This is a genomic window from Enteractinococcus helveticum (assembly GCF_020742345.1).
Lineage (GTDB): Bacteria > Actinomycetota > Actinomycetes > Actinomycetales > Micrococcaceae > Yaniella > Yaniella helvetica_A.
In genome coordinates, this window is sequence record NZ_DYXC01000072.1 from 107,346 (window position 1) to 131,898 (window position 24,553).

18 protein-coding genes are annotated in these 24,553 nt (G+C 54.8%); 10 read left to right on the forward strand and 8 right to left on the reverse strand.

What is annotated here, in order from left to right; genetic code table 11:
• Nucleotides 1-14: 14 nt before the first annotated feature.
• Genes K8V32_RS06370 through K8V32_RS06390 form a run of 5 tightly spaced genes read right to left on the reverse strand, consistent with a single transcriptional unit; the run spans nucleotide 15 to nucleotide 5,485 of the window.
• Complete coding sequence (locus K8V32_RS06370; protein ID WP_303904592.1) at nucleotides 15-1,307, reverse strand: DUF58 domain-containing protein; 1,293 nt, start codon at nucleotides 1,305-1,307, stop codon at nucleotides 15-17.
• The gene (locus K8V32_RS06375) at nucleotides 1,307-2,260 is read right to left on the reverse strand and encodes an AAA family ATPase (RefSeq protein ID WP_303904595.1); all 954 of its coding nucleotides are present in this window, start codon (nucleotides 2,258-2,260) and stop codon (nucleotides 1,307-1,309) included. Before K8V32_RS06375 ends, K8V32_RS06370 begins: the two co-directional genes overlap by 1 nt.
• Nucleotides 2,257-3,453: a hypothetical protein gene (locus K8V32_RS06380; RefSeq protein WP_303904599.1), complete on the reverse strand. Its 1,197-nt coding sequence runs from the start codon at nucleotides 3,451-3,453 to the stop codon at nucleotides 2,257-2,259. The genes K8V32_RS06375 and K8V32_RS06380 overlap by 4 nt, the downstream gene beginning before the upstream one ends.
• On the reverse strand, nucleotides 3,450-4,094 hold the full coding sequence (locus tag K8V32_RS06385) for a DUF4129 domain-containing protein (RefSeq protein WP_303904602.1): 645 nt from the start codon (nucleotides 4,092-4,094) through the stop codon (nucleotides 3,450-3,452). The genes K8V32_RS06380 and K8V32_RS06385 overlap by 4 nt, the downstream gene beginning before the upstream one ends.
• Complete coding sequence (locus K8V32_RS06390; RefSeq protein ID WP_303904605.1) at nucleotides 4,091-5,485, reverse strand: DUF7847 domain-containing protein; 1,395 nt, start codon at nucleotides 5,483-5,485, stop codon at nucleotides 4,091-4,093. Before K8V32_RS06390 ends, K8V32_RS06385 begins: the two co-directional genes overlap by 4 nt.
• Nucleotides 5,486-5,693: 208 nt before the next feature.
• Between K8V32_RS06390 and mtrA the strand changes: the two genes are divergently transcribed.
• The 6 genes from mtrA to secA all read left to right on the forward strand — a co-directional run bounded on the left by mtrA (nucleotide 5,694) and on the right by secA (nucleotide 14,398).
• Nucleotides 5,694-6,365 carry an MtrAB system response regulator MtrA gene (mtrA, locus tag K8V32_RS06395; RefSeq protein ID WP_043058563.1) on the forward strand — a complete coding sequence of 224 codons (672 nt, stop codon included), beginning with the start codon at nucleotides 5,694-5,696 and terminating at the stop codon, nucleotides 6,363-6,365.
• 3 nt (nucleotides 6,366-6,368) lie between these two features.
• The gene (gene mtrB, locus K8V32_RS06400) at nucleotides 6,369-8,120 is read left to right on the forward strand and encodes an MtrAB system histidine kinase MtrB (protein ID WP_303904613.1); all 1,752 of its coding nucleotides are present in this window, start codon (nucleotides 6,369-6,371) and stop codon (nucleotides 8,118-8,120) included.
• Nucleotides 8,117-9,808, forward strand: a complete 1,692-nt coding sequence (locus K8V32_RS06405; RefSeq protein ID WP_303904616.1) for an LpqB family beta-propeller domain-containing protein — start codon at nucleotides 8,117-8,119, stop codon at nucleotides 9,806-9,808. Before mtrB ends, K8V32_RS06405 begins: the two co-directional genes overlap by 4 nt.
• A gap of 60 nt (nucleotides 9,809-9,868) precedes the next feature.
• Nucleotides 9,869-10,636 carry a ComF family protein gene (locus tag K8V32_RS06410; protein WP_303904619.1) on the forward strand — a complete coding sequence of 256 codons (768 nt, stop codon included), beginning with the start codon at nucleotides 9,869-9,871 and terminating at the stop codon, nucleotides 10,634-10,636.
• Nucleotides 10,637-10,818: 182 nt separating this feature from the next.
• Nucleotides 10,819-11,496, forward strand: a complete 678-nt coding sequence (gene hpf / locus K8V32_RS06415; protein WP_303904622.1) for a ribosome hibernation-promoting factor, HPF/YfiA family — start codon at nucleotides 10,819-10,821, stop codon at nucleotides 11,494-11,496.
• A gap of 154 nt (nucleotides 11,497-11,650) precedes the next feature.
• Complete coding sequence (secA, locus tag K8V32_RS06420; RefSeq protein ID WP_303904625.1) at nucleotides 11,651-14,398, forward strand: preprotein translocase subunit SecA; 2,748 nt, start codon at nucleotides 11,651-11,653, stop codon at nucleotides 14,396-14,398.
• Here the strand turns inward: secA and K8V32_RS06425 are convergent.
• Together K8V32_RS06425 and K8V32_RS06430 are read right to left on the reverse strand one after the other, a co-directional pair.
• Nucleotides 14,395-15,042 carry an Rv3235 family protein gene (locus K8V32_RS06425; RefSeq protein WP_303904627.1) on the reverse strand — a complete coding sequence of 216 codons (648 nt, stop codon included), beginning with the start codon at nucleotides 15,040-15,042 and terminating at the stop codon, nucleotides 14,395-14,397. The two genes, secA and K8V32_RS06425, sit on opposite strands and share 4 nt — an antisense overlap.
• A gap of 38 nt (nucleotides 15,043-15,080) precedes the next feature.
• Entirely contained in the window at nucleotides 15,081-16,091 is a 1,011-nt protein-coding gene (locus K8V32_RS06430; RefSeq protein WP_303904630.1) for a LysM peptidoglycan-binding domain-containing protein, read from the reverse strand.
• A 210-nt stretch (nucleotides 16,092-16,301) separates the two neighbouring features.
• Here K8V32_RS06430 and K8V32_RS06435 point away from each other — a divergent pair, with 210 nt between their 5' ends.
• Entirely contained in the window at nucleotides 16,302-16,874 is a 573-nt protein-coding gene (locus K8V32_RS06435) for a hypothetical protein (RefSeq protein WP_303904633.1), read from the forward strand.
• Between the two features lie 14 nt (nucleotides 16,875-16,888).
• Here K8V32_RS06435 and K8V32_RS06440 read toward each other — a convergent pair whose 3' ends face one another.
• Nucleotides 16,889-17,110 carry a helix-turn-helix domain-containing protein gene (locus K8V32_RS06440; protein WP_303904636.1) on the reverse strand — a complete coding sequence of 74 codons (222 nt, stop codon included), beginning with the start codon at nucleotides 17,108-17,110 and terminating at the stop codon, nucleotides 16,889-16,891.
• Between the two features lie 205 nt (nucleotides 17,111-17,315).
• On the opposite strand from K8V32_RS06440, the gene K8V32_RS06445 reads away from it, so the two are divergent.
• From K8V32_RS06445 to K8V32_RS06455, 3 genes are all read left to right on the forward strand, one after another.
• Complete coding sequence (locus tag K8V32_RS06445) at nucleotides 17,316-17,954, forward strand: hypothetical protein (RefSeq protein ID WP_303904639.1); 639 nt, start codon at nucleotides 17,316-17,318, stop codon at nucleotides 17,952-17,954.
• Between the two features lie 6 nt (nucleotides 17,955-17,960).
• The gene (locus K8V32_RS06450; RefSeq protein WP_303904642.1) at nucleotides 17,961-19,550 is read left to right on the forward strand and encodes a CpaE/TadZ family protein; all 1,590 of its coding nucleotides are present in this window, start codon (nucleotides 17,961-17,963) and stop codon (nucleotides 19,548-19,550) included.
• Between the two features lie 140 nt (nucleotides 19,551-19,690).
• The gene (locus K8V32_RS06455; protein ID WP_303904645.1) at nucleotides 19,691-24,550 is read left to right on the forward strand and encodes an NAD-glutamate dehydrogenase; all 4,860 of its coding nucleotides are present in this window, start codon (nucleotides 19,691-19,693) and stop codon (nucleotides 24,548-24,550) included.
• Nucleotides 24,551-24,553: the final 3 nt, after the last annotated feature.

A 24,553-nucleotide genomic window follows, 5' to 3' on the forward strand; every position in this document is an offset into this window, starting at 1 on the left:
GCGGTATGGATTTTCTATAATCGGCCAGCAGCTTTCAACCGTAAGTAAGCGTCTCCTACGGCCAAAGGTAGATCAGCAGGTTGGGCTTCGATCACCTCGGCACCATATCGATTCAACAACTGAATCATTTTCCGATTCCGCAGCTTCTGAGCTTCAGCACTTGCAGCAATATACACCTCATCAGAAGTGGTGCGCTGAGTTGCCATATCTTCAAGTTCTGGATCAGCCACTGCGGCAATGAGCACCACATGACGACGCGTAAGTACCGGTAAGACTGGGATGAGGCCCTCTTCGATTGCAGCCGAATCCAACGGGGTAACTAACACAACCAACGCCCGTTGGCGCGTGATCTTGGAAACTTCAGGCGGAAGAATCGTCCAATCTGCTGCCAGCAAGCGAGGAAACACTTTGGCAAGCGCCGTAGCCATGCGATGCAGCAGGTAACCCTTTTCCTCTGACGAAGACCGAGCGCGAATGGACTGGTCCATCGTCAAGAGATCTACTCGATCGCCCCCAGCATTAGCCAAAGCAGAAATGAACAAGGCTGCCTCAATACCTGCATCGAAACGGGTTTCATCACCAACACGAGCAGCAGAGGCCCGCGAAGAGTCCAAAACCACAACGACCCGACGATCGCGTTCAGGACGATAAGTGCGGACAATCAAACCGTCCGACCGAGCAGAAGCCCGCCAGTCAATAGTGCGCACGTCGTCACCACGCACATACTCACGCAATGAATCGAACTCATGCCCGGCACCCGGACGGTGAACGGCAGATCGCCCCTCAATCTCACGCAACTGTTGGATGCGAGACGGTAAGTGCCGACGCGACCGGAACGGCGGAACGACGGTGACTTCACCCTCATGGTGATGCGTATGCTGCCGACCGCCAAGACCAAGCGGACCATAGGTGCGAATCGTCAGCTTGCGTGTGCGCACGGTGCCGCGTCGATTCGGAGTCAGTACTGTCGTGAAACGTTGCGTAGCATGAGGATCAAGATGGAGCCGATGTTCCGGTTGGGTATCGTGGGCAGACGGCTGCCATCCGTCGCGTACCAGTCCACGCATGACACGAGCTGCGCGACTGGTTATTTCAACCCACACCTCTCTTGGCTCCTCCAATCTGACTGGCGTATTGACGCTGCGTCGGATCGTGACCGCCCGCGGGGAGGCAGCCAGCCACAGGTCGATGCCCAACACGAGCACACATACGCCCAGCAGCGCAAAGATCGTGGCCCAGCTGGGCCACAGAATCATCGGAACAAACCCGGCCAGGGCGAGCAGAACACAACGGAAAGAAATAAACATTAACGTGGCACCGACACAGTAGCGATCAGACCGGTCAAGACCTGGTCGATACTAACCCCGTCCATCTCGGCTTCTGGTCGCAGCGACACACGGTGGCGCAAGCAAGGCAACAGGAGTGCTTGAACGTCGTCGGGGGTAATAAAATCCCGACCAACCAGCCAGGCCCATGCCTTTGCGGTCTTCATTAGCGCGGTGGAGCCACGTGGTGACACCCCCATTTGGAAAGAGGGCGAATTTCGAGTCGCATGGATCAGCTCAACAATATATCGCAACACCTCGGGGGAGGTCTTGACCTGGGCGATTTCAGCGCGAGCAGCCGCGATCGTGTCGGCGTCAGCGACAGCTTTCAAACCAGCCTCGACCAGATCCGTGGGACGGAAACCGGTGGCGTGTCGATGCAGAATCTGTAGTTCTTCTTCGGGCGAGGGGAGATCGAGTTTGACCTTGAGCATGAACCGATCCAGCTGGGCCTCAGGCAGCGGATAGGTGCCCTCGTACTCGATTGGGTTCTGGGTGGCAATGACCATAAAGGGTTCGGGCAACGGATAAGTCGTACCATCCACAGAGACCTGATGTTCCTCCATGGCCTCCAACAGTGCGGCCTGAGTTTTCGGTGGGGTGCGGTTGATCTCATCGGCCAACATGAGATTGGTAAAAACCGGACCTTCGTGGAAGCGAAACTCGGCGGTAGCAGAGTCATAAATTAATGATCCGGTCACATCACCGGGCATCAAGTCCGGGGTAAATTGCACACGCGAGTTGTTCAGGTCCATGGCCTGGGACAGGCTGCGCACAAGCAGGGTCTTGGCCACACCGGGTACGCCTTCTAATAGGACGTGACCTTCGGCAAGCAACCCGATTAACAGTGAGGTGACGGCGTGGTCTTGCCCGACGACGGCTTTGGCGACTTCAGTCCGGACGTCGTTGAATGCGGGACGGGCGGTGGTGTTCACGAGGACTCCTTTGTTGGTGCGCTGACGCGGTCGCGCACCTGGTGTTCAAGGTCTTGTAGCTGGTTGGCCCAGGCGACGAGTTGCTGTGTGCTCAGCTTGCCGGTGGGCGGGGTGTAGAGCTGTTGCAGCTCGGTCCGGGAGGCGTTCAACTGCATTGCGGTTTCATTCAGGATCGCATCGGAGGAGGCCTGGGCGCCTAGGCGCAGGAGCCGAGCCAGTCGGTCAAGTGATGCCTGTTGGAGTGTGGCCAGGGCATGGTATCGCTGGTGAGTTTTGGCGTACATCCGCCCGCGGCCCACCGTGGTTTCGGCGGCGGGGACTTCTGCCGGCAGCGGCTCAACAATGACGGGACCGGTGCGTCGCCCACGGTAAAACAACCAAATACCTGTGACGATGACCGCCCAGACGATACCCATCCGGGCCCAGTCGGGCAACTGGACAGGCGAGAGCTTGCCGTCGGTGTCCGGGTCGAATTGGAAGTCGGGTTGAAACCAGATCACGGTGTCGGATTGTCCCAGCGACCACAACGCTAATGTTGCGGTGCCGTTGTCATACAGGCCGGCGTTGGACAGCATGCGCCAGTCGGCAAAAATAATCGAGCCCTGGGGGCTTTTGGCAAATGCGTAGGCTGGATCCGTCTGGCCGGTGGATTCATCGACAATCGCGAAACAACCGTGGGCGTCGTCATTGATGACCACACCCTGCCGAATAGCACCCACGGACCCGGCCTCCTGGGCTGAGGGCAGACGACAGCTTTGGTCTGCTGCCAGGTTGTCAATAAAATCCACGGTGCGGGTCTCATAGACACCATCGATGAGGTCTAGCTGTTGGGTAGCGGTGACTCCTGCAAACACCCGCTGATCCGCGGGAACCAGTTCGGCTAATTCGCTGAGGCGCTCGTAGGAGGCGGTGGCCATGGCCTGGTACTTATCGTGAAACAGGACCGTGGCATCGGGATGGCGTTGCAGTTCCGAGCGCAACTGGGTTATGGACTGGGCGGGGTGCACGGCAATGCCATGGTCGCTGAGTACGCTGGTCAGCGCTGCGGCGCCGTCGTTGGTCTGATCGTCGATGCCGAGGCTGCCTTCGGTGCGGGCAGGTTGCATGGAGATCCAGACCATGACGGCTAACCAGATGGCAACGATCAGCGCGATGAGCAGCATAAGCCCCGTCTTACGGCGAGATTTGGTCATCGAGGCATCAACCTGGCCGGGTTGTCGTGCGGGTGTGTTGCGGTTGGTTGGGCGACGGCGATGGTCTGGGCGAGGTTGATCATGGCGCTCGTGGCCTCACGAGTTGGGACCCCACCGCCGTAACTGATTTCGTTGAACTGCTCCGAGGCCTCATGAATCGGGATGCGGTGGGAAGGCAATACACTGCCCAGCGACCAGCCAAACACGGTCGCGGTGGTTGCCGGGGTGACCTCAACGAGCTCGCGTACCGCAGCCGAGCGCACCATTGCTCGGTACGCTTGCAAATAGGCTTGATCCAGTTTTTGGCTGGCCAGCAGTTGGCGGGCCTGATCAAGATACTGGGCCGCAGAAATACTGGGGTCAACCAGCTGGGCTTCAGCCTGGGTAACGCTGGAGACGGATGGTCGGAAAAATCGGATCAATAAAATCACCAGGATGACGACGGCGAGCACCAGGAATACCTGAATGATGACGCTACCGGCTCCTGAGGCATCGACGTTGAGCAGCAGGGCGTCGTTGAGCCATTGCAGCACACGTTCCCACCAGCTCATCGCAGCCGGGTCGACCTCATAGGAATCGATGCGATCATTCAGTAGCCGTCGAGCGTCGTCGTCATCGGGTGTCCAGGGGATGGACGTCATACACGCGGCCCCGGTGGGTTGGGCGGCGTTTGTGGCGGACCGGATGGGTCAGCCGGGCCGGTTGGGCCAGAATATGGCGGGTATGGCGTTGGCGGATAACCGCCGCCGGGTTGCTGTGGAGGCTGGCCATAAGGATTCGTCTGTGGTGGATGGGTGGCTGCGGCTGGGGCGAACCGACCGGGGATCAGGTCGTCGGTTTCGTCGTTGGACGTGGAGTCCTGTTGGCCGGATGTATCGAAACGATCGGCAACGGAACCATTGGCGCGCTGAGCGACCAACTGTTGGAAATGGATGCCCAGGCCTTCTTTGCGGAAGCGGTAATCGTAGTAGAACATGATCGAGATCAACAAGCCCATATTGGTGACGATGAACCCGACCAGCGAGCTGACCGCAGTAATGATCAGGTTGGTGATCAGCATCGAGGTGTGCAGTTGTCCCTCGGTTCCAGCCGACATCAACACGAAGCTGCCCAAGAAAGACAACGGACCGGTGATCACGGCAGATACGATGCCCAAGATGACACCAAAAAGCAATACTATGCCCAACGTACGCCAGAAATAGCCGCGCGTAAGCCCCCAGGAGCGACGAAGCGCTGCGAAAATACCGATATCTTCGATCACCATGGCCGGTATGACCAGATGCCAGCGGACGGCAAAGAATGCTGCTGCGATCCCTGGAATAACTAACGCCAAAAGGAATCCAAAAATTGCCGCAGCGATCGCTCCGCCGCTTTCAGGTTCCCCGCCGGCAAAAACCGCGGCGGCAACCAATACTAGTAGCAGTGCGATCACCAGGTAGATGACGATCACGGCCACCACCATCAGCGCCAGTAGGCCCACAAGTTTGCCCCATTGGCCGCGCAAGAGCCGAAAACCCTGACTCAGGGAGGTCTTCATGTTGATCGCACCGCGACCCATCATGATGGAATACATACCCCAGTTAAAGGTTTGACCAACCACCAGGACGAGTTGTGACAGCAAGATGGAACCAAAGAATCCAATGCTGCCTGCTGCGGTGAATAGCTGGTCAGCGGTGGCAAACGGATCAGCCATTGTCGCCCCGAATGACCGGAGCAAGAAGAACTCGCCGGTTGCCGTGATGACGGCCGCAATCGAACCAAAGATTAATGCTGCACCGAAAAATAGGCCCGGCGATTTGCGAATCGTGGCAAAAAGTCCCGAGAAGTAATCACCTAAAGTTAGTGGGCGCAGTGGCATAGTACCCGGTTGGGCGACTGCAGCATAGGGCGAAGGGGACCCATATGGTGAATACTGCGCCGGCTGTGTTGCACCCCCATATGGGGTATTGCTCTGAGGGTTCCAACCGTAGGATCCCGGCTGGTGAGCGCCCGGTTCTTCGTTGGGTGGTGGGGTTGGGCCGTGATAAGACATGGGCTCCTCGTAGTGTCGGATAAACCAGGCGTGCAGGTACAGTAATCGTCAACCGGTTACTACAACAGATTCTAACCACGCTTGATCGACAACGGCGATCATTTTTGACGCGATTGGGGGAATCCCCAATATAAAGCAGCTTCTAGGATCTTGTCCGGTATGCTTTAGACGGGTAATTGATATGCCAGTAGCGCGGGAAGGAAGCCGGTTGAAGACCAAAATTCTAGTGGTTGACGACGACGAAGCGTTAGCCGAAATGATCGGGATTGTACTGAGTAATGATGGGTTTGAAACCTATTTTTGTTACGACGGAGCCCAGGCAAATGACATGTATCGCAGCGTTCGTCCCGATTTGGTGTTGTTAGATCTGATGCTTCCCGGTAAGGACGGCATCGAAATTTTGCGTGAACTTCGCAAAGAATCTGACACGCCCGTCGTCATGCTGACTGCCAAGTCTGAAACCGCCGACGTCGTGCGTGGTCTCGAAGCCGGGGCCGATGACTATGTGCCCAAACCGTTTAAACCCGCTGAACTGGTGGCACGCGTACGCGCGCGACTTCGCGAAACCGACACAAAAGACTCCGAAACCTTACAGATCGCAGATCTATCGATCGATGTTGCCGGTCATGAAGTCACACGCGACGGTGTCAACCTTAACTTGACCCCGCTGGAATTTGACCTATTGGTGGAGCTAGCACGACGTCCGGGGCAGGTGCTGACCCGTGAAGAGCTGCTTGAAGAAATTTGGGGCTATCGTCATCAAGGCGATGCCCGTTTAGTCAACGTGCACGTGCAGCGACTGCGCGCCAAAGTTGAAAAAGACCCCGATAAACCCGAAGTGATTCTCACCGTACGCGGGGTTGGATACAAAGCCGGCTAGCTTATGTCCACAGACGCCGCTACCCCTACCGAGGAACCACAAGAACAACCGCGACAAAGCTGGTTCAAACGGTCTTTCGGGATGCTCGACCGGACCCGACGACGCTTCATACGGGAATGGGACTCCTCGATGGCGCTGCGTACCGCGGTCATTGCCGCAGCAGCAACGATTATCGGATCGCTGTTCTTGGCGTTCTTTTTGACCCAACAGATTACTTCGGGCCTCTTTCAATCTCGCTTTAATCAGGTGCAGGCTGAAGCCAACCACGCGCTGCAACAAACCCGGCAAGTGTTTGAAAATGCTGCCACGGCAGATGAAGATTCCACGACCTCACTGGTTGCCGACACCCTGCGCCAGCTGACCACCGACGACACCGCCTTTGCTCGTGACTTTTTGCTGGTCCCCTTAGAAGAAGACGACAGCATGTATGTCGGCTCGATGAGCTCCGGGGGAGCGACTGAACAACTGATCACCGATGAACTGGCCGACCAAGTCGCATCCGGTAACGGTATCTACTACCAGTCCATTGCCCTGCCCGATGCAGGATCGACCCAACCCGGTTTAGCCTTTGGCACCCAAGTCGTGCTGCCGCCAGGCAACTACTATGCGCTGTATTTCATTTACGATTTAGCTGACGTCCAAACCACGATCGACTATCTGATGAATGTGCTGCTGGTGGCCGGCGTCGTCTTGGTTTTCATGAATATTGGGGTTGCACTGTGGGTGACTCGCTCGGTTAGTAAACCCATTCAACAGGCCGCTCAGACGGCTGAATGGTTATCTTCCGGCGACCTTTCGGTGCGGATGGATGTTCAACGCACCGATGAGATCGGTTCCCTGTCCGAGTCGTTTAATAAAATGGCCGACAATATTCAGGACCAGATCACCCAGTTGGCTGACCTATCACAAATTCAGCAGCGTTTCGTATCGGACGTCTCCCACGAATTACGCACCCCGTTGACCACCGTGGCCATGGCATCGGAAGTCCTCTATGAGTCCCGCAATGAGCTTGACCCGGTGTTGCGACGTTCCACCGAATTGATGCATCACCAGGTTGAACGATTCCAGGCACTATTAGAAGACCTATTAGAGATCTCACGCTTTGACGCCGGTGCTGCCCAGGTTTCCGTTGAAAAGACCGACTTATTGCACCTCGCTGCCGACGTCGTGCTGACCGCTCAACCGTTGGCCGATAAGACCAACACGCAGGTGTCGATCGTGGCCAAAGGCGAAAACTTTACCGCCGACGTCGACTCTCGCCGTATCGAGCGCATCCTGCGGAACCTGGTGAATAATGCGATCGAGCACGGCGAATCCAAGCCGGTAGATGTCATCCTGGAAGGCGACGACACCTCCGTGTCCATTGTTGTGCGAGACCACGGCATGGGCATGACTGAAGAACAACTCGAACACGTTTTCGACCGTTTCTGGCGCGCTGATCCAGCCCGCACCCGGACAACCGGCGGTTCCGGGCTTGGCCTGGCTATTGCTGTCGAAGATACCCGCCTGCACAATGGCACCATCGACGTCTGGGCACGCCTTGAACAAGGCTCCGCATTCCGTGTCACCCTGCCACGTATTTCCGGCACGGTTGTTTCCGGTGAGCCGCCACTGAGCCTGCCACCCGAATACGACCGGGCCAAGCGCATGTCAGCGCGCGACATCGATGTTCCTGATAGCCAACCACAAGACTCGACCGTATTCAATCGTGTCACCGAACAGCATCTCTACCACCCTCGAAAAGAGCTGCCATGAGGCTCAAGCGGTTGTATAGACTGCTGGTAACCGGGGCTGCTGCTGTCGCGTTGGCTGCCTGTGCCAGTCTGCCGCAGTCGGGCCAAGTTGGCGAATCCGACCAACAAGCCGATATTAACCGAGACGTCGCCTACACGTTTAACCCCGCAGGCCCAGCCGATGACGCCACCCCAACGTCGATCATCAATGGGTTTATCCTGGCGGCAACTGGAATCCAGGGCGATTTTTCCACCGCCCGCCAGTTCCTGACCGAATCCGCGGCTCAGCAGTGGGATCCATACGCTCAGACCACGATCTATACCGGCCGCCCAATCGTGGATGCCACCAGCGATACTGAATACACCGTTGAATTGGTCACCATGGGTTCCCTGGACGACGCCGGAGTGTTGGAACTTGCCGATGATGGAAGCACACGAAATCACGAATTCTCGTTAACCCAAGTCGATGGGCAGTGGCGCATTGATCAACTGCCAGACGGGATAAATCTCGATGCTGCACAATTCCGCGCGCTGTTCAATACCCAAACCTTGTACTTCTACGATCCGACGTACACGTACGCCGTCCCAGACGTCCGCTGGATGCTCAACACCGAGGATCAAACGTCAACGCTTGTCACGGCACTTCTTGGCGGGCCGGCAGATTACCTGGAAGGCGCCGTCGTCACCGCATTCCCAGCCGGCGCGGAACTGTATCGCGACACTGTGCCGGTGTCTAGCGGGATCGCCCAGGTAGATTTCACCGATGAAACACTGCGGGGCATGTCTGAACTGGCTCGACACCGAATGTATCAACAGCTGGAGCTGACCCTGCAACGATATCCCGGCATCTCGGAAGTCAATATGACCCGGGAACGTTCTAGTCTAGAATTTGATGAACCTCCCCAGGGCTTTGTCCCCGCCGAGACGTCGGTGACCACCGGAAATTCACAGGTCGGGATCCACCCAGAAACCAGCCAATTGGTGAGCTATGAGGCCAGCAGCATGTCAGAGCTGCCTGGTTTCCCCAACGTGGCGAATCTGGAACCGATTGAACCAACGATCAATCGCGACCGAAACGTGGTGGCATTTCTTAATGCTGATCGCGACACGATGTATGTAGCAAATGATACAAGTGAAGCTTTCGAAGTTGCCACGGGTACCGACCTGATCGCTCCCACTATGGACGTGCACGGCTGGGTCTATACCGTGACCAATAACAATACTATTGTCGCAGCAAATACCAATCGCACGGGCCAAGTTTTGGAGATCATGCACCCGTGGGCTGGACGCGATATTGACATCTTGGCTTTACGTATTTCACCGGAAGGTGCCCGCGCGGCCGTCGTCGTCCAGCTCGACGAAGGCCCGTCTCAACTGTTTGTCACAGGACTCATCCGCGATGACGACTCTCAGCCCCAAGCCCTGGGCAATACGTTTCGGTTGCAAACCGATGAACCCCCCAACGCGGTGGAATGGTATTCAAATGCTGAAGTCCTGGCCGGTCGACTTTCTGAACGAGAACGCGTGGAGCTGGAATTAGTTGGGTTCAGCGGCACATCAATCAATTTCAAACCCATGCTGGGCATGACCAACTTCTCAACGGGTGCCGGTAACATCTACGCAGAAACGCAAGACAACGTTTATCTGCGTGTTGGTAATAACTGGCGAGTCCAGTCCGACGCTCCCACACAACTGTCGTATCCAGGGTAGTTATCCACACTGTCGCCCCAGCACGAGCACCACAGCGCCTGAATTCGTCATACTGGCAGCATGACCAGAATCTTGGATGTGTTGGATAGGGTTGCGACGTCGTCGGCAGCAAATATGGTGGGCACGGCCTGGCGGGGCATGTTGAATCTGGTGGCGCCCAATCCGTGCTCGTTGTGCGTGTGGTCCGATGCGGTGCTGCATCAGTTATGTGAAGCGTGTGCAAAATTGTTGAAAGAACAGGCGAAACAAATTTTCCAAGCTCAGGATTTCGCCGATGCGCTGCCTTTGGATTTGATAACTGGACAGCCGCTACCGGTGTTTGCAGCATCATTTTACACGCCAGAGATGGCCAAGGTGCTGCTGAAATTCAAAGACCACCAGCACATCAAGATTGCCGGATTTCTGCGCCCTATCGTCTATCGAACACTGCAGTACGCCAGTGATATGTTGGGCTATTCCTATTATCGGCTCGTGCCGATTCCTGCATCGGGAGCCAGCATGAGAAAACGTGGATATAACCCGGTACTCACAATGCTGCCTCGTCAGCTCCCGCCCACATTAAACCTCGATGCCGGGGTCTTGAAAACCCGCTGGCACCTGCTGAATCGAGCGGCACATCACGGGACGGGTATTCAAAGTCGCAGAGAGCAATCTCGCAAGAAATTTCGTGTTGCTACACGCCATGCGGAACCAGCAGAACCGGTGATTCTGATCGATGATGTCCTCACGACGGGGGCCACACTGGCCGCGAGTGCTCGAACGCTGCAGGCACACGGATTTGATGTCGTTGCAGCAGTGGTTTTCTCTGCGGTGATGCCCCGCGGCTAAGCAATAGGTCCCTTAGCGGTAGGCAGAATTTCCCAAATTTTCAAGGAATCCAGAGACCAAAACTTATCGTGAAGGATTCCAACGGGTAACATAATGTGAACCAACCTCGGCGGCGGAGCAGTTGTTAAACGCTTGTTGTTTCGCCGCTGACTTTATTGCTCTAAGTACACGAGGAGGATTTGATGGCACTTGACATCAATTACCTGGCCCGCGACACAGATCTAACCGATGATTTTCGCTCGTACGTCGAAGAAAAGTTCGACAAGATCTCGTCATTGACCGAACAAGCTCAGCGTTTGGAGGTCAAGCTCGTTTCTCGTGAATCACACACCGGAGCTTCCGGGTTGGTGACTGCAGAGCTTACCCTGCACTCACCACGCAACGTGGTTCGTTCGGAAGCCAACGACAACGACAAACAAATCGCCTTTGACCACGCGTTTGCCCGTCTGCAGGAGCGACTGCGTCGACTACGCGAACGTGCCAAAGGCGGTCGCCGTCGTCCGTCGGTTCAAGAAATCACCCAAAACTTTTCCCCTGTTCCATCAGACGTTTCCCTGGTTGAAGAAGTCTTGGAACAGCAGGCTGCAGAAGCAAAAGAACAAGCAGCACAAGAACGTTTAGAGCAAAACGGCGACATTCCAGTAACCATCCGGCGCAAGGTCTTTCCGACCCAAAAGATGAATCTGGATGATGCCATCGACAACATGGAGCTGGTCGGACACGACTTCTACCTGTTTATTGATGAAGAAACAGGACTGCCATCGGTAGCGTACCGTCGTCGTGGTTGGTCTTATGGTGTCATTGCCATGGGCAATGAAGAATCAGAAACCACACGCGAATATCGCCAAGCAGAAGCCTAAAGCTGAATGCTAAAAATGATGCCCCACTGTTTTCGGTGGGGCATCATGTATGCCAGAGGCATGTGGATTTGGTATCCACAAAGCTGGGCAACGTAGACTGTCAAGAGTATGCGGTAGCCCCGCTAGAGAATAAGATTTCGGGAGTACAAGACACGTGGCATCATTTATTGAACGGATTCTGCGAACCGGTGAGAAACGGATCCTCAAACGCTTGCGCCATTATGCGGACGCTGTCAACGCTGTGGAAGAGGACTTCAAAGCACTCAGTGACGCCGAATTGCGTGCCGAAACAGACTCGTTCAAAGCCCAGATAGCCGACGGTGTCACCCTCGATACGTTACTACCAGAAGCCTTCGCAACAGTACGCGAAGCCGCTTCTCGGACGATCGGGTTACGTCACTTCGATGTTCAGCTCATGGGTGGTGCAGCACTGCACGAAGGCTTGATAGCCGAAATGAAGACTGGTGAAGGTAAAACACTGGTAGCTACTGCACCGGCCTATTTGAATGCCTTGTCTGGGGACCCCGTACACATTGTGACGGTCAATGACTATCTGGCCGAATATCAATCCGAACTGATGGGGCGTATTTTCCGATTCCTGGGCATGTCAACGGGCGTCATTTCTTCCGGTCAGTCACCGTCGGAACGTAAAGCGCAGTACGACGCCGACATCACCTATGGGACCAATAATGAATTTGGTTTCGACTACCTTCGCGACAATATGGTCATGAATATGACCGATATGGTTCAACGTGGCCATGGCTTTGCGATCGTGGACGAGATCGACTCGATCCTCATTGACGAGGCCCGTACCCCGCTGATTATCTCTGGTCCTGCGCAGGGCGACGTATCCGGGTGGTACTCGCAATTTGCTGCGCTGGCTCCGCGTCTGAAGCTCGATGTGGACTACGAAATCGACGAAAAGAAGCGCACCGTGTCGGTTTTGGAACACGGCATCGACAAAGTTGAAGACTGGTTGGGCATCGACAATCTTTATGAGTCGGCCAATACGCCACTGATTGGTCATCTCAATAACGCGATTCGTGCAAAGGAACTTTTCCTACGCGGTCGCGAATATGAAATTATTGACGGCGAAGTCCGGATTGTTGATGAACATACCGGGCGTATGTTGCCCGGACGACGTCTCTCAGATGGCCTGCACCAGGCCATTGAGGCCAAGGAAAAAGTTAAAGTTCAGGCAGAAAACCAGACTCTGGCTTCCGTCACGTTGCAGAACTATTTCCGTAAGTACAAAAAACTCTCGGGTATGACCGGTACGGCTGAAACGGAAGCCGGCGAATTCATGTCGACCTACGAGCTGGGTGTTGTACCAATTCCAACCCACCGTGAGGTACAGCGAATCGATCAACAAGACCTCGTCTTCAAACATGAAAAAGCCAAGTTTGATGCCGTTGTGAACGACGTCGTTGAACGTCACAAAACCAAACAGCCGATTTTGATTGGTACCACCTCGGTTGAAAAATCCGAGTATGTGTCGAAACTGTTGGCCAAAGCAGGCATCCGTCACGAGGTTCTCAACGCGAAGAACTATGCCCGTGAGGCTGCGATTATTGCCCAAGCAGGCCGACTAGGTGCTGTGACTGTGGCTACGAACATGGCTGGTCGCGGTACGGACATCATCTTGGGTGGTAACGCTGAGTTCACGGCTGTTGCTGAAATGAACCGCCGGGGTCTGGACCCTGTGGAACATGCTGAAGAATATGAAACCGTTTGGGATGAAGTCTTCGCCAAAGCCCAGGCAGATAGTGAAGAAGAACGAGAAGCCGTACGAGCAGCCGGTGGACTATACGTGCTGGGTACGGAACGTCACGAATCGCGTCGTATTGATAACCAGCTTCGTGGTCGTTCTGGTCGCCAGGGTGACCCAGGCGAATCACGGTTTTACCTGTCGATGACCGATGACCTCCTACGACTCTTTAACGCCGGCATGGCCCAACGCGTCATGAGTATGAGTAACTATCCTGACGATATGCCGCTGGAAGCCAAAATGGTAACGAAGGCAATTGAGCGTGCCCAGGCAACCGTTGAAGAACGCAACACCCAGCAACGCAAGGACCTGTTGAAATACGACCAGGTCATGAACTCCCAACGCGAAGCAATTTATAACGACCGGCGCCAAATTCTTGAAGGCGAAGACTTAGAATCCCGCGTCTACGAATTCATTGAAAGTTCCATCTCTGACATTGTTGACGAAGCATATCTTGTAGACAGCAATGAAGAAGTTGATGGCGACCGACTTTGGCAGAATCTCAAAGGACTCTACCCGGTATCGCTGACCCAAGAAGACATCGAATCCGAACTGGGATCGCTATCATCGATCAAACCAGCCGATATAAAACGCGAACTGGTCTCGGACGCGAAGGTACTCTACGGCATTCGTGAAGAAGAACTTGGTGAAGAACTCTTACGCGACTTAGAACGTCGGGTACTGCTTGAAACTATTGGCCAGAAGTGGCAAGAGCATCTCTACGAGATGGACTATCTCCGTGAAGGTGTGGGACTACGTGCTATGGCACAGCGGGATCCTCTCGTGGAATACCAGCGCGAAGGTCACACCATGTTCCAGGCCATGATGCAGGCTATTCGCGAAGAAACTGTTTATAAACTCTTCCATCTGAAGGTTCGCAAACCTGAAGTAAAAATCGGCTCGAACATGCCCGGTGTTGCTGCTGATTTCTCCCAGATTGCCAATGTTGGTGCTCAACGCCAGCAACCACTCCAATACTCCGGACCCTCTGCGTCAACGCCAGGTACGGCCACTACGCAGACCCGCGCAGCTGATGGTCAACGGGTCAAGACCGCGCAGAAGTCACGTGCAGAGCGAAAGGCAGAAGAGCGCGAAGCTCGTAAAGCCGCAAAGAAGGCTCGTCGGGAGGCCTAACCGGCTTCAAAAGCGATAACCCTCCAGCGGTCGCGGTGTAATTGTAAGCGCATCGCGATCGCTCGAGCACGCTGGCCTACGCGAATAGTTATCGATGCTTCCCATTCTCCATTGGCTTTTGGCGAGGCACGTACCCCAAGGGTTTCAATCGAAGGTACTTTCTTTGATCCCTCGTCGCCACGTCGGGTGGCCAAATACTTTTCATTGATGCTGTGTTCGAGCCGCCCCCGGACTTTTTGAAAGAGTTCCAGTTCCATCCATGAGCTCAGCTGCATATAGGGACGGATTCCCAATTCGGCTTCAATAAACGCTGCCCCAATGGTCTGAGTCATCTTTTTGATGGAAGCCAATTGCTGACGATATCGTCGGTCCGTCGTCTGGGACGAAGGTGTTTTGCGAAGGGGAAATACGTTCGTGAGTTTCTTAGGTTTCAAGAACTTTGATGGCTCATACTCGTCCACCGGATCCATAGGCGCCTCGCCTAACCGAGCCACCTGCCGAACATCCGTGGCCAACAGGCCTGAGACGGGCGCGATGTGCAACTGCTGTTGTGGTACGGGTCGTAAGTGTGACGGGCTCGGGACGGCGCTTGGAGTGTGACCTGATTCTTCAGGAACGGATTGCTCATGAAGTGCGGTAGACATGCTTATTTCCTCTTTCCAGTGTGAGAATGATCGATTGTTTACTCGGTGAATGGCGGAATCTCGAGAAGGGTTCCCGGTTGTAATGTGTGTGGATCGTCACCCAGGAGTTGATAGTTGTGCTCCCACCACTGTCTCCAGCGACGATCGATCTGATACAGGGTCGCATCTGCACCAAGTTCGTAATGGGCAATGTCCCACAGGCAATCTCCTGCTTTGACCACGAATGTTTCGGTTTGTGTGGTGTTGCTGCTAGGTCGTGGTGTTGACAAATGCGGAGCCACAGGAACTGGCTGCGGTGTGTAAGTGTGTGATTGGTGATTCTTCGGCTCTTTGTCTGACGCCTCTGGGTGGGAATGGAGAGACTCCACCGGGATAGTTGAGGTCTGGCGCGGCGTTGGGACGATTTGTGCTTCGTCACTGGCAATAGCAGAGGGACTGGGTGACACTTCGACGTGGCTTGTCTCTCGAGGCTTGGGTGTCAGGGCAGGCTCTGTCGCACTCGGCGTGGAGTCCTGGATGGGGGCTGTCAGTGCGCTCGAATCAGGAGACGGGCTCGAAGATTTGATACCAGCTTGGTCTTCCTCTGCGAGGCGGTTTGTTTCGGTAGGGGTTGCTACGTACGGCATAAATCCTTCTTGTTGTGAAGTGCTAGGTGTCTCTATTGCAGTGCTGTCATCTTCTGGGGCTGCAACCGCTTGGGAAGAAAGTGCCAGCTGTGCGCCGAGTACAGAAATGAGGATGCGACGAAGAAACTTCGGCGTGAAGAGTTCAGACCAGTATGTAAGTGCAGCACGTCGAGTCTTAACCCCGATTATGTATGTCATGGCTGCGAGTAGGTAGATCATCCAGACAGCGGCTAGAGCTGCGCCAATCAGACCGCACAGTAAGGCGATCCAGTATTCCAAGGTATGAAGAGAGGAAGCTGCGGGCTGTGATTTCCAGGATTGACTCATCCACCACAGTAGCGGTCCAGATATCACTCCAAGAATCGCTAACAAGATGTCTTCTATGCCAGCTCGATGCATCTCGTTCGTCGTATCGATCGTCATACTGTCTCCTGAAACGGTGGTGCCGAAGATGACAGTAGTTTGACAGAGCCTCTGTTTGAATGTCAACGGATAATTTTTATCATGTTAGATATCGTTTGATTCACTTTGATTGATTAGACGGAATTTGTCCACACAGATTTTTCGGATTCGTTGGTGGTTAACGTGCGGTCAACCCGTGAATTCAAGTGGATCTGGTTTTAGGGTGAACTCATGCGATGGAATGATTTATTTGCTGATCTCGAAGCTCAGCTGCAGTTCGGTCACTGGGAAGCTGTTGAACAAGATGCTGCAGAGCTGACTCGGGGCTTATGGGCTGAGCTGACCTTAATGGATCGCCTACGTGGGGCATTGGGTGAACAAGTACGGATGGTTCTGGCGGATGGGCGGAGTCAAGTCATTGATCTCAGATCCGTTGGGCCCGCCTGGGTCGGTGGTATTGACGAGACAAGTTCAGTCATCATCGTGCGGGACGCCATCCGGGGGATTGACACGAATTTGAAACGAGCTGTCGTGCCATCTCGACCCATGCGTGCTGGCCCGAGCGTGCTTGCTATTTACCGCACATTGGCGCGACGTCGAGAACCGGTGCAAGTTGTCTCACGGCAGGGCGCAATGTTAGCTGAAGGAACGATCGACCGTGTCGGGAAAGATCATCTCGACATTGCGATACATGCACGTGATGAGTTTCGGCGTTCATCAGTGGTACAGGGATGGCGAATTATCCCAACCGACGCGATTCAACTCGTCAGGGCTTCGCCCATGGGGCTTGAAGATATAGTGTGACGGGCTGGAAACATCTACTGATGCTGGTCGGTGTGTTGTTCTTCCGCTACGCGTTGGCGCTGTTCTTCGTGGAGTTCTTCGATGAATTGCTCAAACTTCTGGGAATCAACGCGCCACTGACCGCGACCACCGATCTGGAAAGCTTCAAGTTCTCCTTTGAGCACCATGTTACGTACGGCGGCGGCTGAGATCTGGAGTTCTTCTGCAACATCCGTCAGGGTCATAAAGCGGGCCATTGCAGCTCCTGTATCGGTAAATTTGGGGATCTTTGATGATTTTAGAATACGTGAGATGCTGAATGTTCACAAGTGATGAGATATGCGTTAGCCTGACCGTGAATCGTCTCTCTGAGAGTTCCTCCGAATATAGGACGATCAACCCTTATATTCTGTTATGCGATTTGCCACAGTAGATGACTGTAACCGCCCGTGAGGAAGACCCATGAACGATAAAATCGTAGAAGCCCCACGTATCCGCACCCCCGGATGGCGCGATCCACGCTTGATCGTGGGCGTTATTCTTGTCGTCCTTTCAGTCGCCGGGGTTGTGGCGTTGATGCAAGCTGCAGACTCTCGGCAGGGCTATTGGGCAGCGTCGGTCGATGTCGTTCCGGGAGTCAAAGTGAAACCTGAGGACTTCCATGTCGTTCAAGCCAGCATGTCTGAGGCCTCGGATATATACTGGTCGGCCGAACAAGATCTGCCTTCGGAATTTTATGTCGCCTCAACAATCTTGCAAGGTGAGTTCCTAGCCCAGCGACAAGTCAATGAAGCTGACCCAGGCGGACGACAGCAAGTGGGGATTCGAATTTCGGAGGATATGCCGGCCTCGGTTACCACCGGTTCACGAGCCGATGTGTGGGTTGCACTTGCCGATTCAGATGGTCGAGGCTTTGAGGAACCACACAAACTCATTAGCAGTGCAGAAGTTGTGGATATTGATGACAACACATCCACATTTGCTGCCGCAGACACCACGACTGTGTACTTGATGCTGTCGCAGGATGCTTTACCCGGGGTGTTAGATGCACAGGCCAATGGGGCTAAGATTTCGCTGGTACCGTCCATTTCGGGAGATTGATTTGAAATGGCAGTTCTCAATGTTGCTACCACGATCAACCCGCGTTTTGATCATGTCACCCCGATTGAGTCCACGCGCTCGGATGTGACGATTACCCACCGATGTCATGCCTTTGCAGAGCTGATGGCGGTGGCCCGGTCGGGGCTGGTGGATATTGTCTTGGTGGCAGATGATTTAGACCTGGTGACTTTGGAGACCCTGCAACAACTGAGCAACATCGATGACAGAGCTCCTAAGTTGGCTGCCATTAGCGACGTCGTTGACGATCGTCAACGATTAACCGAACTAGGTATTCCCGTCGTCTCACCACAGTTGTCGGGTGCTGAACTCGTCGCGTGGCTAGAAAGTGTTGACGCTCACCAGGTGGTTCCAGAACCTCAAGGCGACTCGTCATTGAGCCAGGAAGATTCGCAAGTCCTTGCAGAACTCGATCCCAATGCCACACCCTCGCGGCGTCGTGGTCGCCGTGCAAGGCCATATGACCCAACCAAGGATCTCCCCGAAAATCCAGTCGCTTATACGCTAGCTGCCAATGCCGGCATGGGATCGGATATTTCTGAGATGGACGTGGTGAATAATGGGGGAGCATCCAGTGAAAGCGACAGCCTGGATTACGTCGATTTTGGATCTGCGCAGCATGCTGAACAGACCCCTGTTGTTGACGCGGACGAAGTCGAAGAGCCAACTGTCCAATCAGGTAACAACCGCGGCCAGATCATCGCAGTCTGGGGCCCCATAGGTTCACCCGGTGTGACAACTATCGCGGTGAATTTAGCGGTGGAAGCGGCACTGGCGGGTTATCGTACGCTGCTTATTGACGCAGATACCTATGGGGCTGCAGTCTCGGTGTATCTGGGATTGCTGGAAGACACCGCAGCCATTGCCCAAGCCTGCCGTGCTGCCGAACATCGTGGTTTGGATACCGCGAGTCTGGCGCGTTATACGCAGCGGGTCACTGTTCAGGGATCCGCAGTGGATGTGCTCACGGGGTTGACGCGTCCAGAACGCTGGCCGCAAGTGCGTGCGGCGGCGTGGGCACACGTTTTAGACGTCGCACGTGAGGGCTGGGATGTCATTATTATTGACTGTGGATTTGGCCTTGAAGAAGATGAGGAACTCAGTTTTGACATTCCTGCACCGCAGCGCAACGCCACCACCATCACCGCTGTGACCAATGCAGATACCGTGATAGCAGTTGGGACCGGCGACCCGGTTGGATTTGTCAGGTTCATGAAAGGCCTAGAGCACCTGAGGGAAACAACCAACAGCGACATCGTGCCGATCGTCAACAAGGTCACCCCTATGTCGTCAGGCCTGAGTCCGAAGCGGCAGTTGCGCAGTGTTTGGGAACGTTTCGGACCAAAAGTGGACTTGGAACAATTTATCGGGTGGGCTCCGGAAGTTACCGCTGGGGCGCTACTGTCTGGCAAAACCCTGGCAGAAAGTGCTCCGAAGGCCGAGATCCGGTTGGCGATCCAACGACTCATGCAGGCATGTGTGACCAACTTAGCACCTGCTGCTAACAACTCCTCGCTGAAGCAAAAAGCCCCGTCAAGATCGCGAAGCAGACTGTTGAAATTCACCAAGAAGTCTTAATTATACTCCTGGATAAGCTTTTTGGGCGCGGCTATGAACCAGATTGTGCCTCAACCCTGTTTTCAGACCTGGTCAGAAGCTAGGGTGATGGATGGCGGCAATGGCGCCGTCACTCTGAAAGGTTACCAACAGAAAGTTGCATGATGCCCGCGAACGAACCGTTGTGGACAGCGCCGTCCACGGATAGTCCCGTCGAAGCGACGGATAAGCTTGCCAGAGCCTATTTTCGGCATATTGGCCCAGAAGATCAGCGGGTCCTAGGCGAGCAAGGTCGTGACGAGATGGTGCAATGTCACCTCGAACTTGCCGTCAAAGCCGCCGGCAAACCAAAAATTGCTATCCGACACTATCCGCGGCACGCCGTGATTCAAGTTGTTCACCCAGACATTCGGTTTTTGGTCGACTCGGTGTCGGCCGAACTCAATAAGATGGACATACCGATCTCGGTGGTCGTTCACCCCATCGTGGTCGCTCAACACGCAGACGATGACGGTCAACTCACCGATATTTTTGAACTACCAGCGCACCCGCCTCGGATCTCAGGCGACCGGGTCATGCCGTTGGAACAAATTCCGCCGTCTCCTAAGGGCTACCACGCGGAGCTACAGTCCTGGATTTCCATCCAAACCGGTATACCGTTGCAACCGGAACAAGCCGAGCTTCTGGTGACAGCCATCGAGGCATCACTGTCTGATGTTCGTGCTGCGAATAGTGATTACGAAGAACTGAAACACGCCGCAACCAATACCGCCCAGGCGCTGCGAACTGAGGGCCCGAACTGGGTTCAGGATATCGAACCGGCTGCCCGTCTGTTGGAATGGATGCGCGATGATAATTTCGTATTCCTGGGCTATCGCGAATACCAGCTGGCCACCAATGAGCATGGGCAACAGTATCTTGCCGCCAATATGGAAACCGGACTGGGTATTATGCGGGACCAAGCATCAACCGCTCAGCCGCTGACCGCACTGGGACAGCAACAAATTGATAAGCCACAACCGCTGATCATCACTAAAACCAACTCGCGTTCACGGGTGTATCGAAACGCGTACATGGATTTTATTGGCGCCAAAAAGTATAATGACGACGGCGAGACCATCGGGGAACGCCGATTCATTGGACTGTGGCGTCCCACCTTGAGCTCGGTTCCGATCGACCAGGTGCCCTATGCTCACGAACTTGCCGAGCAAGTCCGCACCGAAGCAGGATTCGACCCACAATCACACTCGGGTGCCGCACTGAATCATGAACTCGAGCGGTATCCGCGCGACGAAATGATGCAAATGAGCCCCAAAGAGGTGCTTGACACGATGTTAGGCATCTTGTCATTGGGCCAACGTCGCAAAACTCGACTGTTTTTGAGACCAGACATCTATGGCCGGTTTATGACAGCCATGGTGTATCTGCCGCGCGATCGCTACAACACTTCAGTACGATTGCGGATCCAGGAGGTTCTCGTAGATCACCTCAACGCTACCTCGCTGGACTTCAACGTCTACCTCGATGAATCGGTGCTGGCCCGCTTGTTCTACCGCATTCAATTACCCAAAGATTGGGACGGTTATGACCAGGTTGACCACGACCTAATCGAAGAAGACCTTGTGATGGCTGTACGGTCCTGGAAAGAAGGTGTCGACATCCAGGCTGTCGCCGTCTTTGGCGAGAATTCCGGGGTCGAAGCTGCTCAGGTCTGGGATGAGGCATTCCCACCGAACTACCGGGTCCGCTTTGAAATCGATGACGCGATGGAAGATATTTCGCGTTTCACCGCGTTGGAACAGGACCGGCCAGCCATTTACCTGGTGCAGGGGGAGACCGGGGCGCGCATGAAAATCTACTCGGTCCAGCCCATCACCTTGACCACGCTCATGCCAATCCTTGGGGAGCTGGGGGTCCAAGTCACCGATGAGTACCCGTTCCGTATTTCGCCGCGCAATAGAGACGACTACTACCTCTACGACGTCGGGCTGGTCGCCGACGAAGACGTGAACCTCTCCAGCGTGGCACAACTCCTGGAGGATACGGTTTCCTCAGCTATCGCCGGGCATATTGAAGCTGATGCCTTCAATAAACTGGTGCTTCATCAGGGGGTTTCCCCCGAAATGGTGGCAGTACTGCGTGCCTATGGCCACTATCTGCGGCAATTGCAGCTACCCAACTCGCTGCAATTCATGGCCGAGGTGCTGTTGGCTAACCCGGGAGTCACCGCAGGATTAGTGGAGTACTTTCACACGCGCTTTGCCCCGGACCTAGCCGGGGTCGGAGAAGAACGCGACGGTTTGGCATCACAGGCTCGAGTTAAACAACTTGAGGACATCGTGGCCAAGCTGCACGAACGCTTCGACAAAGTCCCAACCCTAGATGCCGATCGCTTGCTTCGTCACTATTTGACGGTTATGCAAGCCACGGACAGAACGAATGCTTATACCGGCCACGGGTGGCTAAGCTTCAAGATCGCACCGCAACGGATCCCATTTGCCCCACATCCGCAGCCGCTGCATGAAATCTGGGTACACTCACCACAGGTCTCCGGTGTGCATTTCCGGTTCGGGTCGATTGCTCGCGGTGGGCTGCGGTGGTCGGATCGTCGAGAAGACTTCCGCACCGAAGTGCTGTCACTGGTGCAGACCCAACAAACCAAAAACGCCGTTATTGTGCCTCAAGGTGCCAAAGGAGGATTCTACGCTCACCGTCTGCCGGATCCCTCGGTCGATCGGGAAGCCTGGCTCGAAGCCGGACGTGCAGCCTATCGAACCTTTATGCGCGGCATGCTGGACATCACCGATAACCAGCGCACCGTTGAAGGTCGACGCGTGACCTGGACTCGTGACAATATCATCCGACACGATGGCACGGATACCTACCTTGTCGTAGCGGCAGATAAAGGGACCGCCGGTTTTTCGGATATCGCAAACGAAATCGCCGCCGAATACGGCCACTGGCTGGGTGATGCCTTCGCATCAGGTGGCTCGGTGGGCTACGACCACAAAGGCATGGGCATTACCGCTCGCGGTGCGTGGGAGTCAGTGAAATCGCACTTTGGCACACTAGGCATAGATGTAACAGCCGAGCCGTTCACGGTCGTGGGCATCGGCGATATGTCGGGTGACGTGTTCGGCAACGGTATGCGCCGATCCCGTCACACCAAACTGATCGCCGCCTTCAACCACCTGCACATCTTTATTGACCCCAATCCGGATCCAGAAGTTTCCTTCGAAGAACGCGAACGCCTCTACCATCTACCGCGCTCATCGTGGAGTGACTACAATCCGGAGCTGATTTCTGCAGGTGGCGGCGTCTTTGACCGTACCGCTCGTTCGGTGGAAATCACCGAGCCGATGCGTAAGGTCTTTGCTATCGATCAGACCGTCACCGAAATGACGCCGAACGAACTGCTCAAGACAATCCTGCAAGCCCCGGTCGATTTAATTTATAACGGCGGTATCGGAACCTATATCAAATCATCAGAAGAAACCCACGACGACGTCGGCGACCGCGCCAACGACCAGATTCGGGTCAACGGTTCCCAAGTGCGTGCTCGAGTCGTCGGCGAAGGTGGAAACCTTGGTGCTACCCAGGCAGGACGTGTTGAAGCAGCCCTCAACGGGGTGTTAATTAACATGGACGCGATCGATAACTCAGGTGGTGTCGACGCCTCGGATCATGAAGTCAATATCAAGATCTTGATCGATACAATGCTTGAAGAAAACCTCATCGCACCTGAGGAACGGACCCAGCTGCTGCTGTCAATGACCGACGAGGTTGCAGAGCTGGTGCTGAAAACCAACGTGTCCCAGAACGCCCTATTGCGTCTGGAAGAAGGCCTCGACGCGGAGTGGACCCCGACGCTGATCCGCCACACCGCGTGGTTAGAAGAACACGCCGGGCTAGACCGAGAACAAGAGGCTCTGCCTTCCGAAGAGGAACTTCGCCAGCGCATGGAACACGGTAAAGGATTCGTCACTCCTGAATTAGCGATCCTTGCCTCGTATACCAAGATCCAGATGATGCACGATCTACTGGAATCTGAAATGGTCGATGATGAGTGGTTCAATGACTGGCTCTATGCGTATTTCCCGAAAACTTTGCAGCAACGCGCTGGTCGGACGGTCTTTAATCATCCGTTAGCCAGGGAGATTATTGCGATGTCGGTTGCAAATCATGTGGTCGACACCGGAGGGATCACCACGGTATTCCGTGCCCAAGAAGAAACCGGAGCTGACACTCACACGGTTGTCGAATCATTTTTGGCTGGCCAATGGATTTATGAGATCAATGAATACCGCGAGGAACTTGACGCGTTGCCACGAAGCATCGACCCGGAGATCAGATGGGAGATTGGATTCCGGCTGCGACGTCTTACGGATCGAATCACCCGGTGGATTATCCACCACCAGCGCGCCGATCTGACCATGCAACAACGAATCTCCAGCTACCTGGAACCGGTGACCGAATTGATTCCAGAGATTTCCGGAGCATTCGTGGGTGATACCAAGCGAAGATTTGAATCCGACCGTGATCGCTTGATTGAAGCTGGCTTCGAGCCGCAGCTCGCCGTACGAACTTCACGGATGTTCGAAGCCTATTCGCTAATGGACATCGTGGATCTGGCTGCTCGTCTCGATGAAGATCCCAAGCGCGTCATCGGGATATTTTTTGCTCTCCACGATGAGTTCAACGTCAGCTACTTGCTGGATCTCATCAGTGGTTTGTCTCGGGAAACCCGGTGGGACTCGCTGTCCAGAGCGTCGATGCGTGAGGAACTCTATTCTTGGCTTACCGAACTTACCGGTGAAGTTCTGACGACCGAGGGAGTCCAAGGGCGCTCACCAGCTGAAGCAGTGGCGCACTGGGAATCCGACCACCTCCGACGCGTGGCACGCGTTCGCAGTTTCCTAACCCAGATAGCAGAACAATTTGATGCCCAGACCATGCACGAAGACACGGATCTTGCCATGATGACCGTCGTCTTGCGCCGACTGCGCAGTTTGATTCTGTAATCG

Excerpts from the sequence above, each read along its gene's own strand:
- K8V32_RS06430 (WP_303904630.1), bottom strand. The coding sequence starts at position 16,091 with ATGACGATCGATACGACGAACGAGATGCATCGAGCTGGCATAGAAGAC.
- K8V32_RS06380 (WP_303904599.1), bottom strand. The coding sequence starts at position 3,453 with ATGACCAAATCTCGCCGTAAGACGGGGCTTATGCTGCTCATCGCGCTG.
- K8V32_RS06385 (WP_303904602.1), bottom strand. The coding sequence starts at position 4,094 with ATGACGTCCATCCCCTGGACACCCGATGACGACGACGCTCGACGGCTA.
- K8V32_RS06410 (WP_303904619.1), top strand. The coding sequence starts at position 9,869 with ATGACCAGAATCTTGGATGTGTTGGATAGGGTTGCGACGTCGTCGGCA.
- K8V32_RS06405 (WP_303904616.1), top strand. The coding sequence starts at position 8,117 with ATGAGGCTCAAGCGGTTGTATAGACTGCTGGTAACCGGGGCTGCTGCT.
- K8V32_RS06435 (WP_303904633.1), top strand. The coding sequence starts at position 16,302 with ATGCGATGGAATGATTTATTTGCTGATCTCGAAGCTCAGCTGCAGTTC.
- K8V32_RS06425 (WP_303904627.1), bottom strand. The coding sequence starts at position 15,042 with ATGTCTACCGCACTTCATGAGCAATCCGTTCCTGAAGAATCAGGTCAC.
- K8V32_RS06445 (WP_303904639.1), top strand. The coding sequence starts at position 17,316 with ATGAACGATAAAATCGTAGAAGCCCCACGTATCCGCACCCCCGGATGG.
- K8V32_RS06440 (WP_303904636.1), bottom strand. The coding sequence starts at position 17,110 with ATGGCCCGCTTTATGACCCTGACGGATGTTGCAGAAGAACTCCAGATC.
- K8V32_RS06370 (WP_303904592.1), bottom strand. The coding sequence starts at position 1,307 with ATGTTTATTTCTTTCCGTTGTGTTCTGCTCGCCCTGGCCGGGTTTGTT.
- K8V32_RS06450 (WP_303904642.1), top strand. The coding sequence starts at position 17,961 with ATGGCAGTTCTCAATGTTGCTACCACGATCAACCCGCGTTTTGATCAT.
- K8V32_RS06390 (WP_303904605.1), bottom strand. The coding sequence starts at position 5,485 with ATGTCTTATCACGGCCCAACCCCACCACCCAACGAAGAACCGGGCGCT.
- K8V32_RS06455 (WP_303904645.1), top strand. The coding sequence starts at position 19,691 with ATGATGCCCGCGAACGAACCGTTGTGGACAGCGCCGTCCACGGATAGT.
- mtrB (WP_303904613.1), top strand. The coding sequence starts at position 6,369 with ATGTCCACAGACGCCGCTACCCCTACCGAGGAACCACAAGAACAACCG.
- hpf (WP_303904622.1), top strand. The coding sequence starts at position 10,819 with ATGGCACTTGACATCAATTACCTGGCCCGCGACACAGATCTAACCGAT.